Annotated in this window: 14 protein-coding genes; 3 read left to right on the forward strand and 11 right to left on the reverse strand. The window is 36.6% G+C overall.

The window, feature by feature from the left end; translation table 11 throughout:
* Nucleotides 1-99 precede the first annotated feature (99 nt).
* The 8 genes from ABJD27_RS12825 to ABJD27_RS12860 form a co-directional block, all read right to left on the reverse strand.
* On the reverse strand, nucleotides 100-1926 hold the full coding sequence (locus ABJD27_RS12825; RefSeq protein WP_348165340.1) for a cbb3-type cytochrome c oxidase subunit I: 1827 nt from the start codon (nucleotides 1924-1926) through the stop codon (nucleotides 100-102).
* Between the two features lie 51 nt (nucleotides 1927-1977).
* Complete coding sequence (locus ABJD27_RS12830; protein WP_348165343.1) at nucleotides 1978-3033, reverse strand: cytochrome c oxidase subunit II; 1056 nt, start codon at nucleotides 3031-3033, stop codon at nucleotides 1978-1980.
* Nucleotides 3034-3060: 27 nt separating this feature from the next.
* Nucleotides 3061-4422 carry a quinol:cytochrome C oxidoreductase gene (locus ABJD27_RS12835; protein ID WP_348165346.1) on the reverse strand — a complete coding sequence of 454 codons (1362 nt, stop codon included), beginning with the start codon at nucleotides 4420-4422 and terminating at the stop codon, nucleotides 3061-3063.
* Nucleotides 4423-4455: 33 nt separating this feature from the next.
* Nucleotides 4456-5157: a cytochrome c gene (locus tag ABJD27_RS12840; protein ID WP_348165349.1), complete on the reverse strand. Its 702-nt coding sequence runs from the start codon at nucleotides 5155-5157 to the stop codon at nucleotides 4456-4458.
* 9 nt (nucleotides 5158-5166) lie between these two features.
* Complete coding sequence (locus ABJD27_RS12845; protein ID WP_348165351.1) at nucleotides 5167-5703, reverse strand: DUF3341 domain-containing protein; 537 nt, start codon at nucleotides 5701-5703, stop codon at nucleotides 5167-5169.
* Between the two features lies 1 nt (nucleotide 5704).
* On the reverse strand, nucleotides 5705-7456 hold the full coding sequence (nrfD, locus tag ABJD27_RS12850) for an NrfD/PsrC family molybdoenzyme membrane anchor subunit (RefSeq protein ID WP_348165652.1): 1752 nt from the start codon (nucleotides 7454-7456) through the stop codon (nucleotides 5705-5707).
* 32 nt (nucleotides 7457-7488) lie between these two features.
* Entirely contained in the window at nucleotides 7489-10560 is a 3072-nt protein-coding gene (locus ABJD27_RS12855) for a TAT-variant-translocated molybdopterin oxidoreductase (protein ID WP_348165354.1), read from the reverse strand.
* Between the two features lie 87 nt (nucleotides 10561-10647).
* The gene (locus tag ABJD27_RS12860; RefSeq protein ID WP_348165357.1) at nucleotides 10648-11976 is read right to left on the reverse strand and encodes a c-type cytochrome; all 1329 of its coding nucleotides are present in this window, start codon (nucleotides 11974-11976) and stop codon (nucleotides 10648-10650) included.
* Between the two features lie 226 nt (nucleotides 11977-12202).
* On the opposite strand from ABJD27_RS12860, the gene ABJD27_RS12865 reads away from it, so the two are divergent.
* Nucleotides 12203-12598: an SPOR domain-containing protein gene (locus ABJD27_RS12865; protein ID WP_348165360.1), complete on the forward strand. Its 396-nt coding sequence runs from the start codon at nucleotides 12203-12205 to the stop codon at nucleotides 12596-12598.
* 79 nt (nucleotides 12599-12677) lie between these two features.
* On the opposite strand, the gene infB is transcribed toward ABJD27_RS12865, so the two are convergent.
* The 3 genes from infB to rimP are packed head-to-tail and all read right to left on the reverse strand — an operon-like array spanning nucleotide 12678 to nucleotide 17283.
* On the reverse strand, nucleotides 12678-15518 hold the full coding sequence (infB, locus tag ABJD27_RS12870) for a translation initiation factor IF-2 (RefSeq protein WP_348165363.1): 2841 nt from the start codon (nucleotides 15516-15518) through the stop codon (nucleotides 12678-12680).
* A 55-nt stretch (nucleotides 15519-15573) separates the two neighbouring features.
* Entirely contained in the window at nucleotides 15574-16806 is a 1233-nt protein-coding gene (gene nusA, locus ABJD27_RS12875; protein ID WP_348165366.1) for a transcription termination factor NusA, read from the reverse strand.
* Nucleotides 16807-16818: 12 nt separating this feature from the next.
* Nucleotides 16819-17283 (reverse strand): ribosome assembly cofactor RimP, encoded by a 465-nt coding sequence (gene rimP, locus ABJD27_RS12880; protein WP_348165369.1) that lies wholly within the window; start codon nucleotides 17281-17283, stop codon nucleotides 16819-16821.
* A 170-nt stretch (nucleotides 17284-17453) separates the two neighbouring features.
* Here rimP and ABJD27_RS12885 point away from each other — a divergent pair, with 170 nt between their 5' ends.
* Entirely contained in the window at nucleotides 17454-18290 is an 837-nt protein-coding gene (locus ABJD27_RS12885; RefSeq protein ID WP_348165372.1) for a universal stress protein, read from the forward strand.
* A gap of 272 nt (nucleotides 18291-18562) precedes the next feature.
* Nucleotides 18563-22786, forward strand: a complete 4224-nt coding sequence (locus ABJD27_RS12890; RefSeq protein WP_348165374.1) for a T9SS type A sorting domain-containing protein — start codon at nucleotides 18563-18565, stop codon at nucleotides 22784-22786.
* Nucleotides 22787-22821: the final 35 nt, after the last annotated feature.

A 22821-nucleotide genomic window follows, 5' to 3' on the forward strand; every position in this document is an offset into this window, starting at 1 on the left:
AGCGTAAAAAGTATCTCACAAAGTTTTCATTGTCTTATGTATAATCATAAAAAAACCCATCCTGAATAGAATGGGTTTTTTATTAATTTATATCACATACTAGTGATGCATTTCTTCTTCATTATCTTGTAATGGAATATGCTGAGGAAGATAATCTTGACCAGCGATTACGTAGTCCGACTCATCCTTATTTAATTTACTATAGTCATAAGACCATCTGTGTACTTCTGGAATAGGTCCATCCCAGTTTCCGTGAATATGCTTTACTTCTGCAGTCCATTCTAATGTATTAGATTTCCAAGGATTTTTAGCGCCTATCTTTCCATAGAACATCGAATGTATAAAGTTGTATAAGAATACTAATTGTGCAGCTCCCGTTATAAATGCAAATATGGTAATTGCAACATTTACATCTACAAGATCATCAAAATATGGGAATGCTGAGTTTGTATAGTAACGTCTTGGAAGACCTGCCATACCAATAAAGTGCATTGGGAAGAAAATCCCATAAGCTCCTATTACAGTAACCCAGAAGTGAACATATCCAAGATTTTTATTCATCATTCTTCCCTCAAACATTTTAGGGAACCAATGATATACTCCTGCAAATAAACCATACAATGCAGAGATACCCATTACTAAGTGGAAATGCGCTACTACAAAATATGTATCGTGTACATTAATATCCAATGTACTATCTCCAAGGATAATTCCTGTTAAACCTCCTGAGATAAATGTAGAAACTAATCCTATAGAAAATAACATTCCGGGGTTAAACTGAAGGTTTCCTTTCCAGAGTGTTGTTATATAATTAAAGGCTTTAACGGCAGATGGAATTGCGATCAACAATGTTGTAAATGTAAATACAGATCCCAAGAAAGGATTCATACCAGAAATAAACATATGATGACCCCATACTATCGTAGATAGGAATGCAATCGCAAGAATGGATGCTACCATGGCTCGATATCCAAATATTGGTTTTCGGGAATTGGTTGCTATAATCTCTGATGTTATTCCTAATGCTGGTAATAATACAATATATACTTCAGGGTGTCCTAAGAACCAAAACAGGTGCTCAAATAATACTGGAGAACCTCCAGAATTATGTAATACCTCTCCACCTATGTATATATCAGAAAGGAAGAATGAAGTTCCAAAACTTCTATCCATAATAAGCATTAATGCTGCAGATAGTAATACTGGGAAAGAAACAATACCAATAACGGCTGTTACAAAAAATGCCCATATCGTAAGAGGAAGACGCGTCATTGTCATTCCTTTAGTACGTAAATTTAATACTGTAACCACATAATTAAGTGATCCTAAAAGAGAGGATGCAATAAATATTGCCATAGAAACTAACCAAAGTGTCATTCCCATTCCTGAAGCAGAAATACTATTAGGTAATGCACTTAATGGAGGGTATATCGTCCACCCAGCTGCTGCTGGTCCTGACTCTACAAATAATGATAATACCATAATTATTGAAGAAAGGAAGAATAACCAGTAGGATATCATATTTAAGAATCCTGAAGCCATATCTCTTGCTCCAATCTGTAATGGAATTAATAGGTTACTAAAAGTTCCACTCAAACCAGCTGTTAATACAAAGAATACCATAATAGTACCGTGTATTGTAATTAAAGCTAGATAAATATTAGGATCCATCACTCCATCTTTACCCCAATCACCTAAAAGCACTTCATAGATCGTAAATTCATGATCTGGCCAAGCTAATTGTAAACGGAAGAGTAACGACATTGCTATCCCTATAATACCCATGATCAAACCAGTAACAAGGTACTGCTTTGAGATCATCTTGTGATCTGTACTAAAGATATACTTTGTTACAAATGTTTCTTTATGGTGATGATGTCCGTGATCGTCGTGTCCGTGATCTAATGCTTCTGCGTCTGCTGACATAATCTTAATGCTTTAACTTTTGTTAGTTTTATTTTACTTGTTTGATGTGATTTACTTCCCAACTGTTTCTTGTTGAGCCATCCAAGCATCATACTCTTCTTGGGTTTCAACAACAATTTTCATTTGCATATTGTAATGTGAAGCTCCACATATCTTATTACATAGCAAGAAATAATCAAACTCATCATAATCATCTATTGGTCCGTCTCCAGCTGCAATAGATTTTTTATTTTTTTCTTTTCGAAGTCCTTTTATCAATTCCATCTTATCCTTCATATACTCAGTCTCACGAATCTCAGCAGTCGTCTTTGATGGTGTAAAAGCAAATTGTGTAATCATACCTGGCACAACATTCATTTGTGCACGGAAGTGAGGCATATAAGCAGAGTGTAATACATCTTGTGATCTTAATTTAAAAATTACTTGACGTCCTACCGGTAAATGCAATTCTGATGTTATCACATCATCCATTGCATCACTATCACTCATATCAACACCTACAGTATTTGCACCTTCAATAAAACGAACATTTGCATTCCCTAATATATTATCATCACCAGCATATCGAGCTTCCCAAGCAAAACGCTTAGCATACAGCTCAATTATAATAGCATCCTCCTCTTCTTCAAAGTTCATAATATCTGACCAGGTAAATAATCCGTAGATAATTAATCCTGCTAAAACAATTACTGGTATAATTGTCCAGATAAATTCCAATTTATCATTATCTGCATAAAACAAAGCGCGATTTCCTTTCTTACCTTGATACTTATACGCAAAGTAATGTAATAGTGCTTGTGTAATAACTTGTACAACCATGATCAAAGCAAGAGAGATAAACATTAAGTTATCATAACTTGATCCATGCTCTGATGATGCTTCTGGCAAGTAAAATTTACTATAGTACCAGAAACAATATATAGTTATAAAATACATGAAAATAAGGAACATAATCATCAACTTCCCGTTAATACGGTTGTCCTTATCATTTGCTACTTGTGAGTTTTCATCAGTGCCTTTAAGCTGAGATAGCTTAAATATCTTTGACATTTGCCAAATTGTAACTACAAATAGAATTACTACGATGAGTGCTAATAAACCTGTCATTGCTTTCTAACTTCTTTTATCTAAATTCTAATAGTGAAAATGTTTACTTTCTTCAATAAGCGGATTTCGCTTAGGCTCTAATGGACGTTTTGTAAGTGATCTAAACACTACAAAGATGAATAATCCAAGGAAGAATAACAATGATCCTATTTCTACAAAACCAAACGACCAAGACTTTCCTACAGTTGCTGGCATAACCATATTAAATAAATCTACATAGTGCCCTAATAGAATTACTATACCTGCCATAACTACAAACCAGTTTACTCGTTTGAAATCACTATTCATTAATATCAATAATGGGAACACAAAATTCATTCCTACCATTGCAAAGAAAGGAAGATTATAATCTTCTATTCTTGTAATAAAGTATGTTACCTCTTCTGGAATATTTGAATACCAGATTAACATAAATTGAGAGAACCATAAGTATGTCCAAAAAATACTAAAGGCAAACATAAATTTTGCTAAATCATGTATATGACTATCATTTACTTGTTTTAAGTATCCTTGAGATTTTAATACCATGGTTACCAATGCAATTGTTGTAATCGCACATACCATCATTCCTGCAAATACATACCATCCAAATAATGTACTAAACCAGTGTGGGTCTAATGACATAATCCAATCCCAAGACATAATAGATTCTGTATAGATAAAAAACACAAGGAACATCGCTGCTGCTTTAAATGACTTCTTATGCCATCTATTATCTGTAGCTTCATCTTGATTCTTACTAAACTTTAATGCAAAGTGTCTATAAAGATTCCATCCTAATATAAAAAAGGCAGCTCTACCTAAGAAAAAAGGAATATTTAAGTATCCCGATTTACCATCTATCAATTTATCATAATGATCACCTCCTTCTACTAATAGATCTGGGTCCATCCAATGAAACATATGGTTTACATGAGCGCTTGATAAACATAATAGGATAAACATAATGATACTACCAGGCAGTAAATATGCCGTAATTCCTTCCATTACTCGAAGTACCAAAGGTGACCATCCAGCTTGGGAAGCGTATTGTACTGCATAAAACGCTAAGCACGCAAGTGCTATCATAAAGAAAAAGAACGCTGCAATATAAATAGCGGACCAAGGTTTATTTTGGTATTGTCCTAAGGTATGTTCAAGATGTTCTTCTTCAGACATTTCGTGACCTCCAGTATCTCCATGATCAGAACCATGAGCATCAGCAACACCGTGAGAAGCGTCTTCTCCATGTCCTTCTGCTGCTCCGTGTCCTTCTGCTGCTGCTTCCATAGCTGCAACTTCAGCTGTTGTTTTAGGCAACATTATATAGTCTACAGTAAACAATAGCGCACCAACAGCCATAAATATAAAAGCTGTGAGTCGTAAGTTTTTAGATAATTTATATTCCATATCCTTTAATTATCGCTTTTTCAGTTAGTTTGGTTAGTGCTCTGTGCCGTGATTTTCTTCGATAACATGATCTTCTTCTGTTCCATGTTCTTCTCCACTATGACTTTCTTCTTCATGCATGCCCTCTATTTCAAGTACAGCCTCAACTACATCATATGCACGAGCTTCTTTACCATCTAGTTTATCTTTTAAAGACATTACATAATGATCTACCATCCACATTTCTTCTTCTGTCATTTGGGAAGCATACGATCCCATAGTGTTAATACCATAATACATGACGTGATATACACTACCTTCCGTAATTGCTCTTCCTTCATCATTATATGCAGGTATTCCTAGTATTTTATCACGCTTAAAAAGTGGTCCTTGTCCATCACCTTTTTTACCGTGACAGATACCACAATATATATCATATAGCGCTTGCCCTTTTGCCTCAGTTTCCTCGGTATATGGCAATGGGTTCTTAAGGTTTGTTTTTGCAAATTCTTTCCCTTCTGTTGTATTGTCTATTTCATAAGGCATCCATCCTCTAGAAATAGATCCTTTTGCTGGTTTCATCGCTTCTGACCCTCCAGTTACTGGATCAAATATTTCATAATCTCCATAAGTTTCATACCCTACAGATTCATACATATTTGGCATATACTGGTAGTTAGGTTTCTTATCTTCTTTACAAGATCCTAAACTTACAATGGCGATAAGTACGATAGCTATTTTGAATATATTCTTCATTGCGTATCCTTATTCTTCGTTTGCTACTAAATTAATCTCTGTTGCTCCTGTTCCTACAAGAAAATTTGCAAGCTCTTGAGCATCATGTCCAGATGCATCAATTTCCATTAAGAAATGATCATCTGTAGTTCTTACGTCTGGATTTTCGGCTTTTTTAAATGGCCAAAGTCTACTACGCATATAAAAAGTAATGACCATTAAATGCGCTGCAAAAAACACTGTAAGCTCAAACATAATAGGAACAAATGCTGGCATGTTTTCTATATAACTAAAGCTAGGTTTACCTCCTATATCTTGAGGCCAATCTTCAATCATAATGAAATTCATCATTGTAATTGCTACTGTAAGTCCAACACACCCATACATAAATGCGGTGATGGCTAATCTTGTAGGAGCTAGTCCCATTGCTTTATCAAGTCCGTGCACAGGAAACGGAGTGTACACTTCATTAATATGTAAGTGTTTCTTTCTTGCCTCCTTAACGGCGTTCATTAAAACGTCGTCATCTGTATAAAGTGCGTGTATAACGTGTGATCCCGTACTCATACTAGTTGTTATTAAGTTTTGCTGCTTGTCCAGCCCAATCATCGCGCTCTGCACGACCAGGGAATGAACCTGTAATACTATCTAAAAGGTCGTACTCTCTTTGAGTCATTTTTGCTACCTGAGCAAATGTAAAGATACCAAGCTCATTAAGCTTCTCTTCCATTTTTGGCCCAATACCACTTACTTTCTTAAGATCATCTGCTTGTTGCGTACTAGCATCAAAAGATCCTAGCGTACCTAACAAATCACCTACGCTTTTATCGGCAGCTTCAACTACAGGTGCTGCTTTTGTCACAGTACCTTCGCCTAAGTTAATTTTTACTGGACCACCAGATGTACGAGGATCCGCTCCTGTACCTACTAATGATTGTCCTGATTCTCTTAAGTTTTTATATCTCTCACCAGAAGACTTCATAATTGTTTTAACTTCTGCTTGTGCAATCACTGGGAATGTACGTGCATATAATAAAAACAATACAAAGAAGAAACCGATCGTCCCTATAAAGATCCCGATATCTACAAATGTAGGAGAAAACATTGTCCAAGAAGATGGAAGGTAATCACGGTGCAATGAAGTCACGATAATTACAAAACGCTCAAACCACATTCCTATGTTTACTACTATTGAGATAACAAAAGAGAACATAATACTTCTCCTTAGTTTAGGAAACCACATAAATTGTGGAGAGAATACATTACATATCATCATACTCCAGTATGCCCAAGCATAAGGTCCTGTTGCACGATTTAAGAATGCATATTGTTCATACTCTACTCCAGAATACCAAGACATAAATAGCTCTGTAATATAAGCCACCCCTACAATAGAACCTGTAATCATAATTACAATGTTCATCAATTCAATATGCTGTAGTGTAATATAGTTTTCTAAGTTTGACACTTTACGCATTACAATAAGTAATGTGTTTACCATCGCAAATCCTGAGAATACCGCTCCTGCAACAAAGTAAGGAGGGAATATCGTAGTATGCCATCCAGGAATCACTGACGTTGCAAAGTCAAAAGATACAATCGTATGTACAGAAAGTACAAGTGGTGTTGCAAGACCTGCAAGAACCAATGATACTTCTTCAAAACGTTGCCAATCCTTCGCTCGTCCTGACCATCCAAAAGACAGTAAACTATAGATCTTTTTTTGGAAAGGTTTTACTGCGCGATCACGTATCATTGCAAAATCAGGAAGTAATCCTGTCCACCAGAATACTAAAGAAACTGACAGATATGTTGATATTGCAAATACATCCCAAAGAAGTGGTGAATTAAAGTTTACCCATAAAGAACCAAATTGGTTAGGTATAGGTAATACCCAGTATGCCAACCAAGGACGCCCCATGTGAATAATTGGGAACAATCCTGCTTGTACTACAGAAAAGATAGTCATCGCCTCTGCAGAACGGTTAATTGCCATACGCCATTTCTGACGGAAAAGTAATAATACTGCCGAAATTAGTGTTCCTGCGTGACCGATACCTACCCACCATACAAAGTTGGTGATATCCCAAGCCCATCCTACAGTTTTGTTTAGACCCCAACTACCAATACCATTTGAAATGGTATAAATAATACAGCCTATTCCCCATAGAAATGCAGCCAATGCTATAGTAAACACTATCCACCAAGACTTATTTGCACGTCCTTCTACAGGAGCTGCAACGTCTAACGTTACATCGTGATAAGTCTTATCGCCGGTAACTAGTGGTCTTCGTATAGGTGCTTCGTAATGCGCCATAATCCTATATAATTAGTTCTTTAGATTAGTTGTTATTAAGCTTCTTTTGTATTTCTTACTTTCGTTTGATAGAACACATTTGGTTTTGTTCCAACACTCTCAAGTAAGTGATACATTCTGTCATCTTGTGATTCATGGTATACATCACTAGATGTATCGTTTACGTCTCCAAAGGTTAATGCACCACTTGTACACGCATTTGAACATGCTGTAGCAAACTCCCCATCTTTAACTTCACGTCCTTCACGCTTCGCATCAAGAATTGTTTTTTGTGTCATTTGTATACACATAGAACATTTCTCCATGACTCCACGAGAACGTACTGTTACATCTGGATTAATTACCATACGTCCTAAGTCATTATTCATAAAGTAATCAAATTCATCATTACCATTATATAAGAACCAGTTAAAACGACGTACTTTATATGGACAGTTGTTTGCACAGTAACGAGTACCTACACAACGGTTATATGCCATATGATTTTGACCTTGACGACCATGTGATGTTGCAGCTACTGGACATACAGTCTCACAAGGAGCATGGTTACAGTGCTGACACATAACTGGTTGAAAAGCCACTTGCGGGTTTGCTGAAGGATCTTCCATTCTTCCAAACTCTCCAAGAGATCCATTATCACCCCAAAGACCATTCATATCATCCTTTTGTTGGTTATCACCATCAAAAGTTTCATTAGAAGAATAATATCTATCAATACGTAACCAATGCATATCACGGCTACGACGTACTTCAGACTTCCCTACTACAGGAACATTATTTTCTGCGTGACATGCAATCACACATGCGCCACATCCTGTACACGCATTTAAATCTATTCCAAGATTGAAGTGATGTCCTATAGAACGATCAAATTCATCCCACAGATCAACTTCTGGAGAAGTTACTTCGTATTCTTGGTGATCTTTAGACACTTTTGGAACTGCATTCCAAACGTCTTTCTTCTTTGTATTAAAAATTTCAAGTCTCGTTTCTTTTACAATATCACCACGTCCCATTAAGGTGTTGTGTAATTGTATCACAGCAAACTCATGAACACCTGCTACTTTTTCTATAGTAACATCTTGCGTAGCACTAAAGTTTTGCATTAATTTATATGCATTCACTCCAGTTTGCATATCCTTCTGTATAGAAGTTGTTCTTCCATATCCAAGTGCTAGACCTATAGATCCGTTTGCTTGTCCAGGCTGCACCATTACTGGAGCAATTAGTTCAACACCATTAACAGTGATTTTTGCAAGTGTACCATTAAGTCCTCCATTAGCATTATGACGTGCTTCTGTAAAGAATGTACTACGATCTAACCATAACTCTTTTTTCTTAGCATCAGCTTCAGACATGGTTATGTAGTTGTCCCAAGTAGCTCTTGTAATAGGATCTGGCATTTCTTGCAACCAAGGATTGTTTGCTTGATTACCATCTCCCATTGATGTTTTTGTATATAAGGTCAATTCGAATTCACCGTTCTCTTGAACACTTGAACTTGAAAGACCAGCATCTTCTGTTATAGAAGCTTCTGTCGTTGTTGTTTCCGCTTTCGCGAAAGCGTTAGTCATAACAACACCATCATGTACTGCTTTGTTAAAAGAAATACCCGCGGCACTCATAGTCGACTTAAGATAATCGTAATACGATTGATCTGCACCCATCCAAGTCAATAAACTATCTTGAAATTGTCTTGTATCAAATAATGGGCGAATGGTAGGTTGTGTAATACTAACCTCTCCTTGTTTGATCTGCACATCTCCCCATGCCTCAAGGTAATGAGGAGTAGGAGCAATATGAGTTGCTTTAGATGCTGTTTCATCTGCACGCATAGAACATGCTACAGTAACACCAACTTTAGCTAGACCTTCATCAAAAGCGGTAGCATTAGGAAGTGTATATGAAGGATTTACTCCTGCCATAATTAACATTCCTACCTGACCAGCCTTCATATCTTTTACGAGTTGTGTTACTTCACGCGTATCTCCAGATCGTGTTAATCTAGGCGCAGCAACATCGATCACCTCGCTATTTGCATTTAACTCTAATGCTTTCGTTTGTGAAGGCACATCTTGTAATCCAGTTACAATAATACCTTTACTTCCCGCCGCTTTAAATTCATTCCTAGCAGAATTAATTGCTTTCTTCACATGTTCAGGAAGATCTGCTGTAGATCCACCTGCTAATGCATTAAGCACCTTTCTCTGTTGTGAAGGTGTTACAGGAACACGCACATCTGCATTTGCACCAGATAAAGACATATTTGCTTCAAACTGGAAGTGACGAGACATTTTACCATCTTTTGGTATACGTCCTTTTGCATACCCAGCATCATATCCTCCACCATTCCAATCTCCTAAGAAATCTGCACCTACAGATACAATCACTTCTGCTTTTGAGAAATCATAATCTGCAAGAGCACGTACTCCATATTTTACTTGAAAAGCATCAAGAGCAAATTGCTCTCCTACTGCATCATATGCAACATGAGAAACATTTGGATATTTTTCAACAAACTCGGCAATCAGTTTTTCTGTAGAAGGACTCGCAAATGTCTGTGTCAATAAAACAGTTTTCTTACCACTATTTAATTGCCCCATAACACCACGATCAATATCACTCCAAGATACTGACTCCCCTGCTGCCGTTGGTCCTTGTGCTCTATTCTGATCATACATAGATAATACAGATGCATGAACACGAGCATTTGCTCCATAACCAGCTTTTGCAAGTTTGTTATTTTCAATTTTTATAGGTCTTCCTTCACGAGTTTTTACTAGTACACTTGCAAAATCAAATCCATCTGCAATAGTAGATGCATAATAATCTGCTACACCAGGCACAATTTGTTCTGGTTGTACTACGTAAGGGATTGACTTTATAACAGGCCCCTCACATGCTGCAAGCGATGCAGCTGCTGTAGAGAATCCTACGTACTTTAAGAAGTCACGACGTGTTGTTTGAGATTCTTCTAAGGTTTCTTTATCGCCTAAAAACTCATCTGTCGGAATTTCTTCTACAAACTCATTCTGTCTTAGTGTTTCAACCAATGGGCTTTCAGTAAGCTCATCGACACTTTTCCAGTATTTCTTGTTTGATGACATATAATTGATTTTATACTATTTGCACTTCGCTACGCTCCGTGACCTTTATATTATACTTGTTTAGAAAACTTGTGTTACTATAAATTATTAATAGTGACACTTACCACACTCAAGACCTCCCATTTGAGCTGCCGTAAGTTTTTCTACTCCGTATTCTTTAGAAAGCTGTTCGTGTATTTTTGTATAATACTCGTTCCCTTCTAAGTTTACGTTTGTTTCACGGTGACAATTAATACACCATCCCATTGTAAGTGGTGAAAATTGCTCCACAACTTCCATTTCTTCTACAGGACCATGACATTTCTGACACTCTACACCTGCTACACTTACGTGCTGCGAGTGATTAAAATATGCAAAGTCTGGCAAGTTATGAACACGCACCCACTCTACAGCATTTGTTTCTCCTGTATATGACTGTGTTGCTTCATCCCAACCGGTAGCAGCATATAATTTTTGAATTTCTTTATCGTAGAATGCTTTATCATAATCTGCATTTACGCTAGAATTATCTTTTGCTTCTGCCCCTGCAACTTCTCCTATAGATTTATGACAGTTCATACATATATTAAGAGAAGGAATACCAGATGTCTTACTTACTCTAGCTGAAGAGTGACAGTACTTACAATCTATTTCGTTATCACCTGCATGGATTCTATGAGAAAAATGTATAGGCTGTACTGGCGCATATCCTTGATCAGTCCCTACTTGAGACATCCATCCGTATGCAAAGTACGCACTCCCTAACAATAAGAAGATCACACTTACCAATACTAAGAACTGATTCTCTACAAATGCTTTCCAAAGTGGCTTACGCTCTTCTTCATCTTCTGCAACGGCAATACCTTGTGCTTTTGCAAATTTCTTAAGAGTATTATTTACAATATATAACACTGCAACAAGAAGTAATAATACCAATCCTAGAATCGCAAGGATGATATTATTTGAAACGCCTCCACCGCCATTATTGTTTTCAGTACAACCAGGAGCACCTGGATTAGCTTCGCATGGATTTACAATTTTAGGTTGCTCAGTATTCGTATGCGCTAGAATATTGCTTATATCTGCATCAGACAACCCTTCAAAGGTATTCATCGGAGTTTTATTAAACTCTTCAAAAATAGCATTTGCACGAGCATCTCCAGTTGCGATAAGTGCTGTTGAGTTACGAATCCATTTTCCTAACCACTCATAATCTTCATCATATTTCTGAACTACACCAAATAACTCAGGACCCGTAGATCTCTTGTATAATTTATGGCAAGCAGCACAATTAGATTTAAACAATGCTTCTCCAGCATCAGCATCCCCCGTAGAGGCATCTATTTGAGCAAAAAGTGAAGAAGAGAAAGTGAGCAGAAATGCTGCACATAGTGTGATAATTCTCGAAAATGAGTTACGGCGATTCACCTGTATCATAATTGGTATTGAATTAGCTTCAAAAATTTGGCACGATTATTACATTCTAATTGCTGTTAACAAACTGTTAATCGTACGCTTCAAATTGAATGCAAAAATAATACTTACAAGTCATTTTTGAAGAATGCAAAAAGCGCTAGTTTATAATTTATAATAATTCTAAATAACAATTTATTTTCTTTTTCGTTTATTCATTTACCTTTGTCATATAATTTACATTTTAAAGATGAGAATACATCCTAATACTAAGATACTTACTACCCTTGTTTTCATAGGCTTTTTCGCTTTCGCGAAAGCGCAATCTGGACAAGTTAACATTTCGCAGAATGCCAAAATTCCTGAATTATTAAAATTAAAAACTGAATTAAGCATCAATAATGAACTTGGGGATCGTTATAAAATACAAATACATTCTGGCAATTCTATTCAAACAGCCGCCACTATTAAAAGAAGATTTCTAAATAAAATAGGTACTTGGGAGGCCAAAGTAAAATACGAAACTCCTAATTACAAGGTATGGGTAGGTAATTTTAGAAATAGACTAGAAGCAGATAGAGCCTTACTAAGCATCAAAAAAGAGTTTCCAAATGCTCTCATTTTTAAACCAGATCCAAATCGTTAATAAAACATCAAATTATTATAAAACAAAAAAAAGACCATCTGAGAAGATGGTCTTTTTTTTTATATGCATATAAAAAAACTTATTTAAGTTTCTTCTTAACCGCTACTTCTTGGTAAGCTTCTATCACATCATCAATCTTGATATCATTGTAGTTCTTAATTTGCATACCACAATCATACCCTTTACTTACTTCCTTAACATCATCCTTAAAACGCTTAAGTGTAGATAATGTTCCTGTATAGACAACTACTGCATCACGTATAATACGAACATTTGAGTTTCTAAATATTTTTCCATTCATCACCATACAACCTGCAATGGTTCCAACTTTAGATATCTTGAACGTTTCACGGATTTCTGCAGTACCAGTAATCTCTTCACGCATTTCTGGAGATAACATTCCCTCCATTGCATCTTTAAGGTCATTAATCGCATCATATATAATTGAGTACATACGGATATCGATTTCTTCCTTATCAGCTACTTGTCTTGCATTTCCAGCTGGTCTAACATTAAATCCAATAATAATCGCATCTGAAGCCGAAGCTAGTAACACATCACTCTCTGTTATAGCTCCTACTCCTTTATGGATAATATTAACAGCAATCTCTTCTGTAGATAATTTTTGGAAACTATCTGTAAGTGCTTCAACAGATCCATCCACATCTCCTTTAAGGATAATGTTAAGTTCTTTAAAGTCACCAAGAGCGATACGACGACCAATCTCATCAAGTGTAATATGACGTTGTGTACGAACACTTTGTTCACGTTGTAATTGCGTACGCTTAGAAGCTATATCCTTTGCTTCACGTTCGTCATCCATCACATTAAATTTATCACCTGCTTGCGGTGCACCATCCAGACCTAATACAGATACTGGTGTTGACGGTCCTGCCTCTTTAATTTTCTTACCTCGCTCATCATGCATTGCCTTTACCTTACCAGAACAAGTTCCCGCAAGTAAATAGTCACCCACACGTAAGGTACCTCCCTGCACAAGAATTGTAGACACATATCCACGTCCTTTATCAAGGAATGCTTCTACAACTGTACCTATAGCATTCTTTTGAGGGTTTGCCTTAAGCTCTAAAAGCTCTGCTTCTAATAATACTTTTTCCAATAATTCTGGAACTCCTTGACCAGTCTTAGCTGAAATATCTTGAGACTGGATTTTACCTCCCCAATCTTCTACAAGAAGATTCATGGCTGCAAGTCCTTCTTTAATCTTTTCTGGATTTGCAGTAGGTAAATCTACTTTATTTATAGCAAAAACAATAGGAACACTTGCTGCTTGCGCATGCGCTATAGCTTCCTTTGTTTGAGGCATAATATCATCATCTGCTGCTACAACAATAACAGCAATATCTGTTACTTGAGCACCACGAGCACGCATCGCTGTAAAGGCCTCGTGACCTGGTGTATCTAGGAAAGCAATTTTTTGACCACTATCTAGTGTCACTCCATACGCACCAATGTGCTGTGTAATTCCTCCACTCTCTCCTGCAATCACATTTTCACTACGCACATAATCTAGCAACGATGTTTTACCATGATCAACGTGTCCCATTACAGTAACAATAGGAGCTCTTTCTAATAAATCTTCAGGAGCATCTTCTACCTCTACGATAGCTTCTTCAAGATCTGCAGTAATAAACTCAACAGTATAGCCAAATTCATCTGCAACTATCGTAAGTGTCTCAGCATCTAAACGCTGATTCATCGTTACCATCATTCCTAATGACATACAAGCAGATATAATACCAGTCACTGGCACATCCATCATAATTGCAACTTCACTTACAGTAACAAACTCTGTCACTTTAAGTATTTTGCTTTCTATCTCCTGAGCAGCAAGTTCTCCTTCAGTCTTCTGACGGTGTTGATCTCTTTTATCTCTACGATATTTTGCACCTTTACCTTTATTAGACTTTCCTTGAAGTTTTTCAAGTGTCTCACGGATTTGCTTTTGTACTTCTTCTTCTGTAGGCTCTACTTTTGCTACAGCTGGTTTACGCTTATTGTTACCACCTCGGTTATTACCTCCACGGTTTCCACCGCCTTGACCTCCGCGGTTATTATTGTTATTATTTCCTCCACCTGGAGATCCTCCTGGTTTTGTAATACGCTTACGACGTTTTTTCTTAGCGTCTTCGGCACTTTCTTTCTTTTTCTTTTCAGGTTTTTTAAACTGACTTAAATCTATTTTTTGACCAGTAAAGTTAGGTCCATCAAGTTTTTTATAATCTGTTTTTAAAACTACATCTCCTAATTTTACTTCTGGAGCTTCGGCTGCTGCTTCTGCTTTTGGAGTTTCTTTCTTTGAGACCTCTTTCTTTGGAGCTTCTTTCTTTGGAGTTACTGGTTTTGCAATTTCTGGCTTTACTTCTTTTGGCTTTGCAACTTCAGCCTCAACAGTAGGTTCTTCTTTTTTTGCAACAACAGTTTTCTCTTCTACTTTTTCCTCCTTTTTAACTGGCTCTGGTACTACAGGAGTTTCAACTTTTGGTTCAGGCTGAGCAACTTCCTTTTCTGGAACTTTCTCTTCTTTCACCTCTTCTACAACCTGCTTTGGCTTTTCAAGATCAATTTTCCCTACTTGCTTTGTACCACTAAGCTGCGCTTTGGCTTTTACCACTTCTGGTTTTTTTGCCTCTTGTTTTGCTTCGATTTCTACTTCTCGAGCAACACGCAGTGCCTCCTTCTCTTTGAGCTTTTCTACAGCAACCTCCTTAGAAGCTACCTTTTTACTGGCATCTGTCTGAAACTCATCTGAAAGGACATTATAAATCTCATGTGAGATTTTTGTAGTCGGGCGCGCCTCTATCTCGATACCTTTAGAGTCCAAATACTCCACGGCACGATCTAGAGAGATATTGAGTTCTCTTAACACCTTGTTTAATCGCATTGTTGCTGCTGCCATAAACTGCTTTAATTTATTCTTTCCTAACTCCCCTTATTTTGTGAAGCAGGCATTGTTATTCTTCAAATTCTTCCTTGAGAATGCGCATTACATCAAGGACAGTTTCTTCCTCAAGATCCGTACGTCTTACCAAATCATCCACATCTTGTTCTAAGATACTTCTTGCAGTATCAAATCCAATTTTTGCAAATGCCTCAATAATCCATCCTTCAATTTCATCAGAAAATTCTGTAAGCTCTACATCTTCTTCCACACCTTCTCTATATACATCAATCTCATATCCAGTCAATTGACCCGCTAGTCGAATATTATGTCCTCCTCGACCAATTGCTTTACTCACTTCCTCAGGCTTAAGATATACTTGCGCCGTCTTATTCTCATCATCTAGTTTCAAACTAGTGATACGTGCTGGACTCAAAGCACGACTTATATATAGATTGAGATTACTTGTATAATTAATAACATCTATATTTTCATTTCCTAATTCACGAACTATTCCATGAATACGAGATCCTTTCATTCCTACACAAGCACCCACTGGATCTATACGATCGTCATACGAATCTACGGCAACTTTTGCTTTTTCTCCTGGAATACGCACTACTTTTTTTATAGTGATCAAACCATCAAATACTTCTGGTATTTCAGATTCGAATAATTTTTCCAAGAATATAGGCGCCGTACGAGACATAACAATAGATGGTTTATTACCCTTAAGCTCTACGCTCTCAATAACTCCTCTTACGTTTTCTCCTTTTCTAAAGAAATCAGATGGTATCTGACGATCTTTAGGAAGGATAATTTCATTTCCTTCATCATCAAGCAATATAATTGCTCTATGGCGTATATGATGCACTTCTGCGGTATATAACTCTCCTTCAAGCTCTTTAAACTGCTTGTAGATATTTGTATTATCGTGCTCGTGAATCTTACTTATCAAATTTTGACGTAATGCAAGAATTGAACGACGTCCTAAGTCAATAAGTTTTACTTCCTCGGACACATCTTCACCTACTTCAAAATCCTCTTCAATTCTACGAGCATTGGTAAGAGATATCTCTGCATTATCATCTTCTACCTCTCCATCTGCAACCACAATTCGGTTACGCCAGATTTCAAGATCTCCTTTATCAGGATTAATTATAATATCAAAATTATCGTCACTTCCAAAACGCCTCTTTAATGTGCTTCTAAAGACATCTTCTAGGATGGCCATAAGAGTTACACGATCTATTAATTTATCGTCCTTAAATTCCGAAAAAGAATCGATTAACGCTAAATTTTCCATATCAACATATTGTTAAAATTTAATCATCACTTTTGCTTCTACTATATCTTCATAAGGAATTGTCTCTGTTTTATGAACAGTTACTTTTCCTTTACCTACAGGCTTAGGCTCTCTTGCTTTCCAAGTTAGAGTTACCGTTTCATCTGTAGCATCTTCCAGAGTACCTTCAATTTTTGTTCCTGCATTTGTTTTTACCTCAAGCACACGTCCAATATTCTTTTTATACTGCCTTACTTGTTGTAGAGGTGTTGTTGCCCCTATTGACATTACTTCTAAAGAAAAGTCCTCTTCCTCTCTATCGAGATTATGTTCTACTTTTCTACTTACAGCAATACAATCCTGTACAGTAACACCATTATCGCCATCTATTGCGACTTTAATGTCATTATTCCCTTGTATGTCTAAACTTATCAAAAATAGTGATGGATTCTCATCCATTGCTTCTTGAAGAAGTTGGGTCACTTTTTCTCTCAACATCTTTGCCTATAAAAAGAGGGGACAGCCGTCCCCTCAATACTCTTTTCTTTCAATGGTGCAAATGTAATACAAATTATCCATTTATAAAAGCTTCTTAATATGCATATTATTTTGTAAATTGAAGACTGCAATTATTTTGAACACAATTATTTTAAAAAATCCCCTCTCTTATGATTAAAAAAATACTCGTCCCTACAGATTTTTCAGAACAAGCAGAGAACGCATTAAGGGTTGCTGCAGACCTTGCCAGGAAGTACGGTAGTGAGATTAATCTACTACATATGCTAGAACTCCCTATGCAACTTGTAGATGGTGCTTCTGGGGGATCAAAAAGTGATTTACCCGAAGCCATATTTTTTATGAAATTAGCACATCAGAAATTTGAAAAAATGATGAATGCTCCATTTTTAGAAGGTATCAACGTATATGAAACCGCAGAGTTTGATGGTGCTTTTGAAGGTATTATGGAATATACCGAAAAATATCAAGCTGACTTAGTAGTCATGGGATCTCATGGAGCAACAGGACTTCAAGAACTACTTATAGGATCTAACACTGAAAAAGTAGTACGAAACTCAAAAATTCCTGTATTAGTTATCAAACGACGCCACGAAAAATTTGCTGTCGAAAAATTTGTTTATGCTACCAATTTTAAAGAAGAAAATCACACGTCTTTTAAGCAAGCTTTAGCATTTGCAAAAAACAACGATGTAAAACTACATCTGCTCTATATAAATACACCAAACAACTTTCAAACAACTCATGAAATAGAAGCAAAAATGAAAGCTTTTATGGAAAAAGAACCTGAATGTACAGAGTACACGCTTAACATATACAATGACAATTCTGTCGAAAACGGAATTCTCCACTTTGCAGATACTATCAAATCAGGGCTTGTAGGAATAGGAACTCACGGTAGAAGTGGTCTTGCGCATTTCCTTAATGGATCTTTGAGCGAAGGACTTGTCAATCATGCACAACGTCCTGTGATTACTTTTAAAATATAGCGTACATACATTAAAAAAACACACTTCCTAAATAATGTAATACCCAATGCATTGTTTAGGTTTTTTTATACGCTTTCGCGAAAGCGTATACCACATCTTCACAAGCACGTCATAACACACAAATACACTGTTTATCATCAAATATGCCCTTTTTTTATTTTTTTTAATAAGAATTTTCCTTCAAGTATTTATGGTTATTCCAGAAAAAAGTTATATCATGTGCCATTCTTCACAGACTCAAGGACGTTTATACTAACAAAAACTAAACATTTATGAAAAGCAGCTACGCCCTAATAGTGCTATTTCTATTGTTCTCGACCATTGCAATAGCTCAAAACAAGACAGATTTACAAAAAACAGAGTACACACCTAGTAATCATCCTACTAAGATTCTTACTCCAAAACGTTTTTTTGTATCCCAACCCGTAAGAGATCTTCCATCAAATAGTGATAGATCGATTTTTGAAGGAAAAATTGTTCCAAGACATGGGGCAGAGACATCAAAGGAACTTAGTGCAAAAAGACAACGAAAACTAGACTATTTAAATTCTGCCGGTAAAAGTTCTACCTCAGTAGATCCATTAGCTCAAGGAAATAAGGAACCATTACACGTTCCTGAAAATCGTGCTCCTATTACTACTTTTGAAGGAATAGGACTTAATGTATCTCCACCAGATCCATCTATGGCTGTAGGCCCAAATCACGTGGTCACTATGGAGAACGGAATGTGGGCTGTGTATGACAAGTCTGGAAACCTTGCTTCAGGTTTTCCTAGAGATTTAACCAATCCATTGCAGGCACCAGGAAGCACTCAAAATTCAGGAGATCCCGTAGTTGTATATGACAGAGAAGCAGATAGATGGTTTATTTCTCAGTTTCAACTTCCTAGTAATGATGTATTTTTAATTGGAATTTCCACAACACCTGATCCAACAGGCTCTTATAATGTATACGAATACGAATTAGGTGCTGGAAATGATTATCCACATTATGGTGTATGGGGTGATTCTTATGTTACTGCAGGGAACTTCACAGGTAACCAAAAAGTATATACTTTTAATAGACAAAAAATGCTCGACGGAGACGCTTCTGCAGAAATTGTAGGGTTTTCTCCATCTGATTTTGAAAGTGCGCCTTTTTCATTTGCCGCACCAATCCCTGTACACTCTGAAGGAGCTGGAGTTGCTACTGGACCAATTAAAATTGTTTACTATCAAGATGATGCTTTTCCAGGTGTTAACACAAATAACGATCATATAGGTCTTTGGAATATAGACATGGATTGGACAAATGCATCTACGATTGCTGCATCTACTATATCTGGGAAAAATGAAATCCCAACAGCTGCATTTGATGCTGCTATTGCGGGAGGCTTTTCAAATATTGCGCAACCAAACACAGGACAACGTATAGACGCTATTGTTGGAGCTATTATGAATATGTCTCATTGGTATAAATTTCCTACTTATGAATCTATTTTATTAAACTGGGTAGTCGAAGTTACTGACGGCTCTCAAATATCAGGGATTAGATGGGTAGAACTTCGTAGTACAGATGGAGGTTCTTCTTGGAGTGTCTACCAAGAAGGCACTTTTACTGACCCTACAGGAAGTGAATCTGTTTTTATGGGATGTATTTCTATGGACATACAAGGTAATATTGGCCTAGGATATACAAAATCAGGAACGAGCACTTTTCCTTCTCTTTATTACACAGGAAGAATGGACGGCGACCCATTAGGAGATATGACGGTGGCAGAGAGTATTGCTTTTGCGGGCACAAACTCTGTAACAGGAAATGATAGATATGGAGATTATGGACAAGGAGTAAGAGACCCGTCTGATGATTTAACGTTTTGGGTTACTTCAGAATACTCAGGAGATGGAGGTCCTAACGGAAGACAAGTGGGGATATATTCTTTTAGAATAGGTTCTGAGTTTACAAATGACGTTGCTGTAACCGAAATAAGCTCTCCAAATACTGGCGAAGGACTTTCTGCAAGTGAAACAGTGACTATTACAGTTGCTAATTTTGGAAGCGTTACTCAAACTAATATCCCAGTAGAGTTTGCCGTAAATGGAGGTACTCCTGTAACTGGTACCGTCCCTGGCCCTCTTGCTTTTGGAGAGACAGCTTCATATAGTTTTTCATCTACTATAGATCTATCTACTATAGACACTTATACAATTTGTGCTAAAACAGTATTAACAAGTGATGAAGCATCGTCTAATGACCAACTTTGTAAAGATGTTTTAAATTTATTACCGCTATGTACTCCTGAAACTACAGGAGGTTGTAATGTAGACGGTATTAAACGATTGATTTTAGGAACTATAAATGTAGATGATGGTGGCAATACCTGTAATACAGAATCGGCTTCTGGAGATGTAGGATATGCAGATAGAAGAGATTTATCTACAGATCTAGATAGAGCCACAGGATTAAATAGCCACATATTACAAGCGCAAAGCAATTTTGATCCAGACAATTTCCCAGGACTTACAGACTTTGATGTTTTATCGGCTTGGGTAGATTTTGATGATAGTGGAACATTTGAATCAGGAGAGCAGTTAATAGATGGTGTTTCATTTACTTCTGCAGGAGAATTAAACAATTTTACACTTACAATCCCAACAAATGCTAGTTTAGGAAGTCATATTTTACGCCTTAAAGCATTTGATCCAAACTCTGCAAATGACTCGACAAATCCTTGTGAAGATTTGGAATTTGGCGAAACACACGATTATACTGTTAATATTATAGACACTAGTTTAACCTGTTTTTCTACAAGTACATTTACTGGACCTAGTGGTTGGAATAATGGAATTCCAGATAGTACTACATCTGCAATTATTGCTGCAAATTATGACACTTCTATATTTGGTAATATCACAGCTTGTGAGCTTATTGTTAATTCAGGATTTATGCTTACTATTACCGATGGCAACTATGCTAGTGTTCAAAATGACATTACTATAGATGGAACCTTAATTGTAGAAAAAGAAGGGAGCGTTGTACAAGTAGAAGAAGATGCCACTACTACAAATAATGGTAGTATTACTGTACGAAAAACAACAGGTACAATAGATGCACGTAATTATGTCTCTATGAGTAGTCCTATGAGTTCAGAAACAAGAGATGGGGTTTATGGAGCTTCTAGAGCTGTTTTTGGCATCATTCCAAGCAATTTTGTCCCTTTCAATATTGATTTTGGAGAATTTCCAGAATTCATGGATGCAGAAATATTCTTAGATGATGACAATGACTTCGTACTACCATATACTGGAAGTACTGCCTTGCCAACAGCTGGTATAGGATTACTTGTTTTTCCTCAGCCTAACGCTGGTGTAGGTCCAGATACCTATGATTTTGAATATACACAAGGAACACTCAATTCTGGGACTATTTCTATTCCTGTTCATTATAATGGGCCTGCGACAACAAATAATTACAATGTTCTTGGCAACCCATATGCTTCTGCAATAGATGTAACTGCATTTCTGGCAGCAAATGATGCTGTAAGTGAAGTATACTATTGGGAACACATCACTAATCCCGTAGCGACACTTCCTGGTCCAGGAACAAGTAATTTCTCTATGAATGATATTTCTGTTCGTAACTCAATGATGGGTATAGCAGCTGTAAATGGAGGCACAATGCCTGGGCAATTTATGGCATCTGGACAAGGTTTTGGAATCAAAGCAGATCAAGCTGAAATGGCAAGTAGCACTCCTGTTGTATTTACAAATAGTCTTCGAGTAACTGGAGACAACAATGATTTTAGAACAAGTACTTCTATCAATGATATTGACAAAATATGGTTGAGTCTTACATCCTCTTCCTTTGAAAGAAGCGTACAGACAGCAATTGGTTTTACTCCTGATGCTACAGCAGGTCATGATAAAGGATATGATAGTAAACGTTTAGCAACCTCTATTTCTTTATTTTCTAATCTCAATGGAGAGTACCTAGCTATTCAAGGTCGAGAAGCTTTTCATGATCAAATGGAAATTGCTCTAGGTATATCTACTATTATAAATAGAGAAGAAAGCTATACAATTAGTATCGATAGGTTAGAAGGAGAAGCAATAGAAAACACTCCAATTTTCTTAATAGATAATTTACTTAATACAGCAACTAATCTTACTAACGAAGATTATACATTCAGTATAAGTAAAGGAATACAAGCAGATCGCTTTACACTTGTTTTTAAAGACAGAGAATTATTAAACATCAATAATGAGTCTAATACTGTAGGTGGTATTTTCTTATATCCTAATCCTACTTCTCATCAAGTGATTATTTCATATGCTGGAGATAAGCAGTTAAAAGAAGCTCACATTATGGATATCCAAGGCAAACTAATCATGAAAATTGATCTCAACAACTTTGACAATTCTCAACAGGTAGATTTAAGTAGACTTGCTAGTGGCACCTATTTTATGCAAATTACTAGCGATAGCGATGTTATTGTTAAGAAATTGATTTTAAAATAAATCACTGATTATAGTTCACTGATTTTATAAAAGAA

The sequence above is a fragment of the Dokdonia sp. genome (assembly GCF_039945015.1).
Lineage (GTDB): Bacteria > Bacteroidota > Bacteroidia > Flavobacteriales > Flavobacteriaceae > Dokdonia.

What these genes read in the sequence shown, in the direction of transcription:
- ABJD27_RS12825 (WP_348165340.1), bottom strand. Translation starts at nt 1,926, where the DNA reads ATGTCAGCAGACGCAGAAGCATTAGATCACGGACACGACGATCACGGA.
- ABJD27_RS12830 (WP_348165343.1), bottom strand. Translation starts at nt 3,033, where the DNA reads ATGACAGGTTTATTAGCACTCATCGTAGTAATTCTATTTGTAGTTACA.
- ABJD27_RS12835 (WP_348165346.1), bottom strand. Translation starts at nt 4,422, where the DNA reads ATGGAATATAAATTATCTAAAAACTTACGACTCACAGCTTTTATATTT.
- ABJD27_RS12840 (WP_348165349.1), bottom strand. Translation starts at nt 5,157, where the DNA reads ATGAAGAATATATTCAAAATAGCTATCGTACTTATCGCCATTGTAAGT.
- ABJD27_RS12845 (WP_348165351.1), bottom strand. Translation starts at nt 5,703, where the DNA reads ATGAGTACGGGATCACACGTTATACACGCACTTTATACAGATGACGAC.
- ABJD27_RS12855 (WP_348165354.1), bottom strand. Translation starts at nt 10,560, where the DNA reads ATGTCATCAAACAAGAAATACTGGAAAAGTGTCGATGAGCTTACTGAA.
- ABJD27_RS12860 (WP_348165357.1), bottom strand. Translation starts at nt 11,976, where the DNA reads ATGATACAGGTGAATCGCCGTAACTCATTTTCGAGAATTATCACACTA.
- ABJD27_RS12865 (WP_348165360.1), top strand. Translation starts at nt 12,203, where the DNA reads ATGAGAATACATCCTAATACTAAGATACTTACTACCCTTGTTTTCATA.
- infB (WP_348165363.1), bottom strand. Translation starts at nt 15,518, where the DNA reads ATGGCAGCAGCAACAATGCGATTAAACAAGGTGTTAAGAGAACTCAAT.
- nusA (WP_348165366.1), bottom strand. Translation starts at nt 16,806, where the DNA reads ATGGAAAATTTAGCGTTAATCGATTCTTTTTCGGAATTTAAGGACGAT.
- rimP (WP_348165369.1), bottom strand. Translation starts at nt 17,283, where the DNA reads ATGTTGAGAGAAAAAGTGACCCAACTTCTTCAAGAAGCAATGGATGAG.
- ABJD27_RS12885 (WP_348165372.1), top strand. Translation starts at nt 17,454, where the DNA reads ATGATTAAAAAAATACTCGTCCCTACAGATTTTTCAGAACAAGCAGAG.
- ABJD27_RS12890 (WP_348165374.1), top strand. Translation starts at nt 18,563, where the DNA reads ATGAAAAGCAGCTACGCCCTAATAGTGCTATTTCTATTGTTCTCGACC.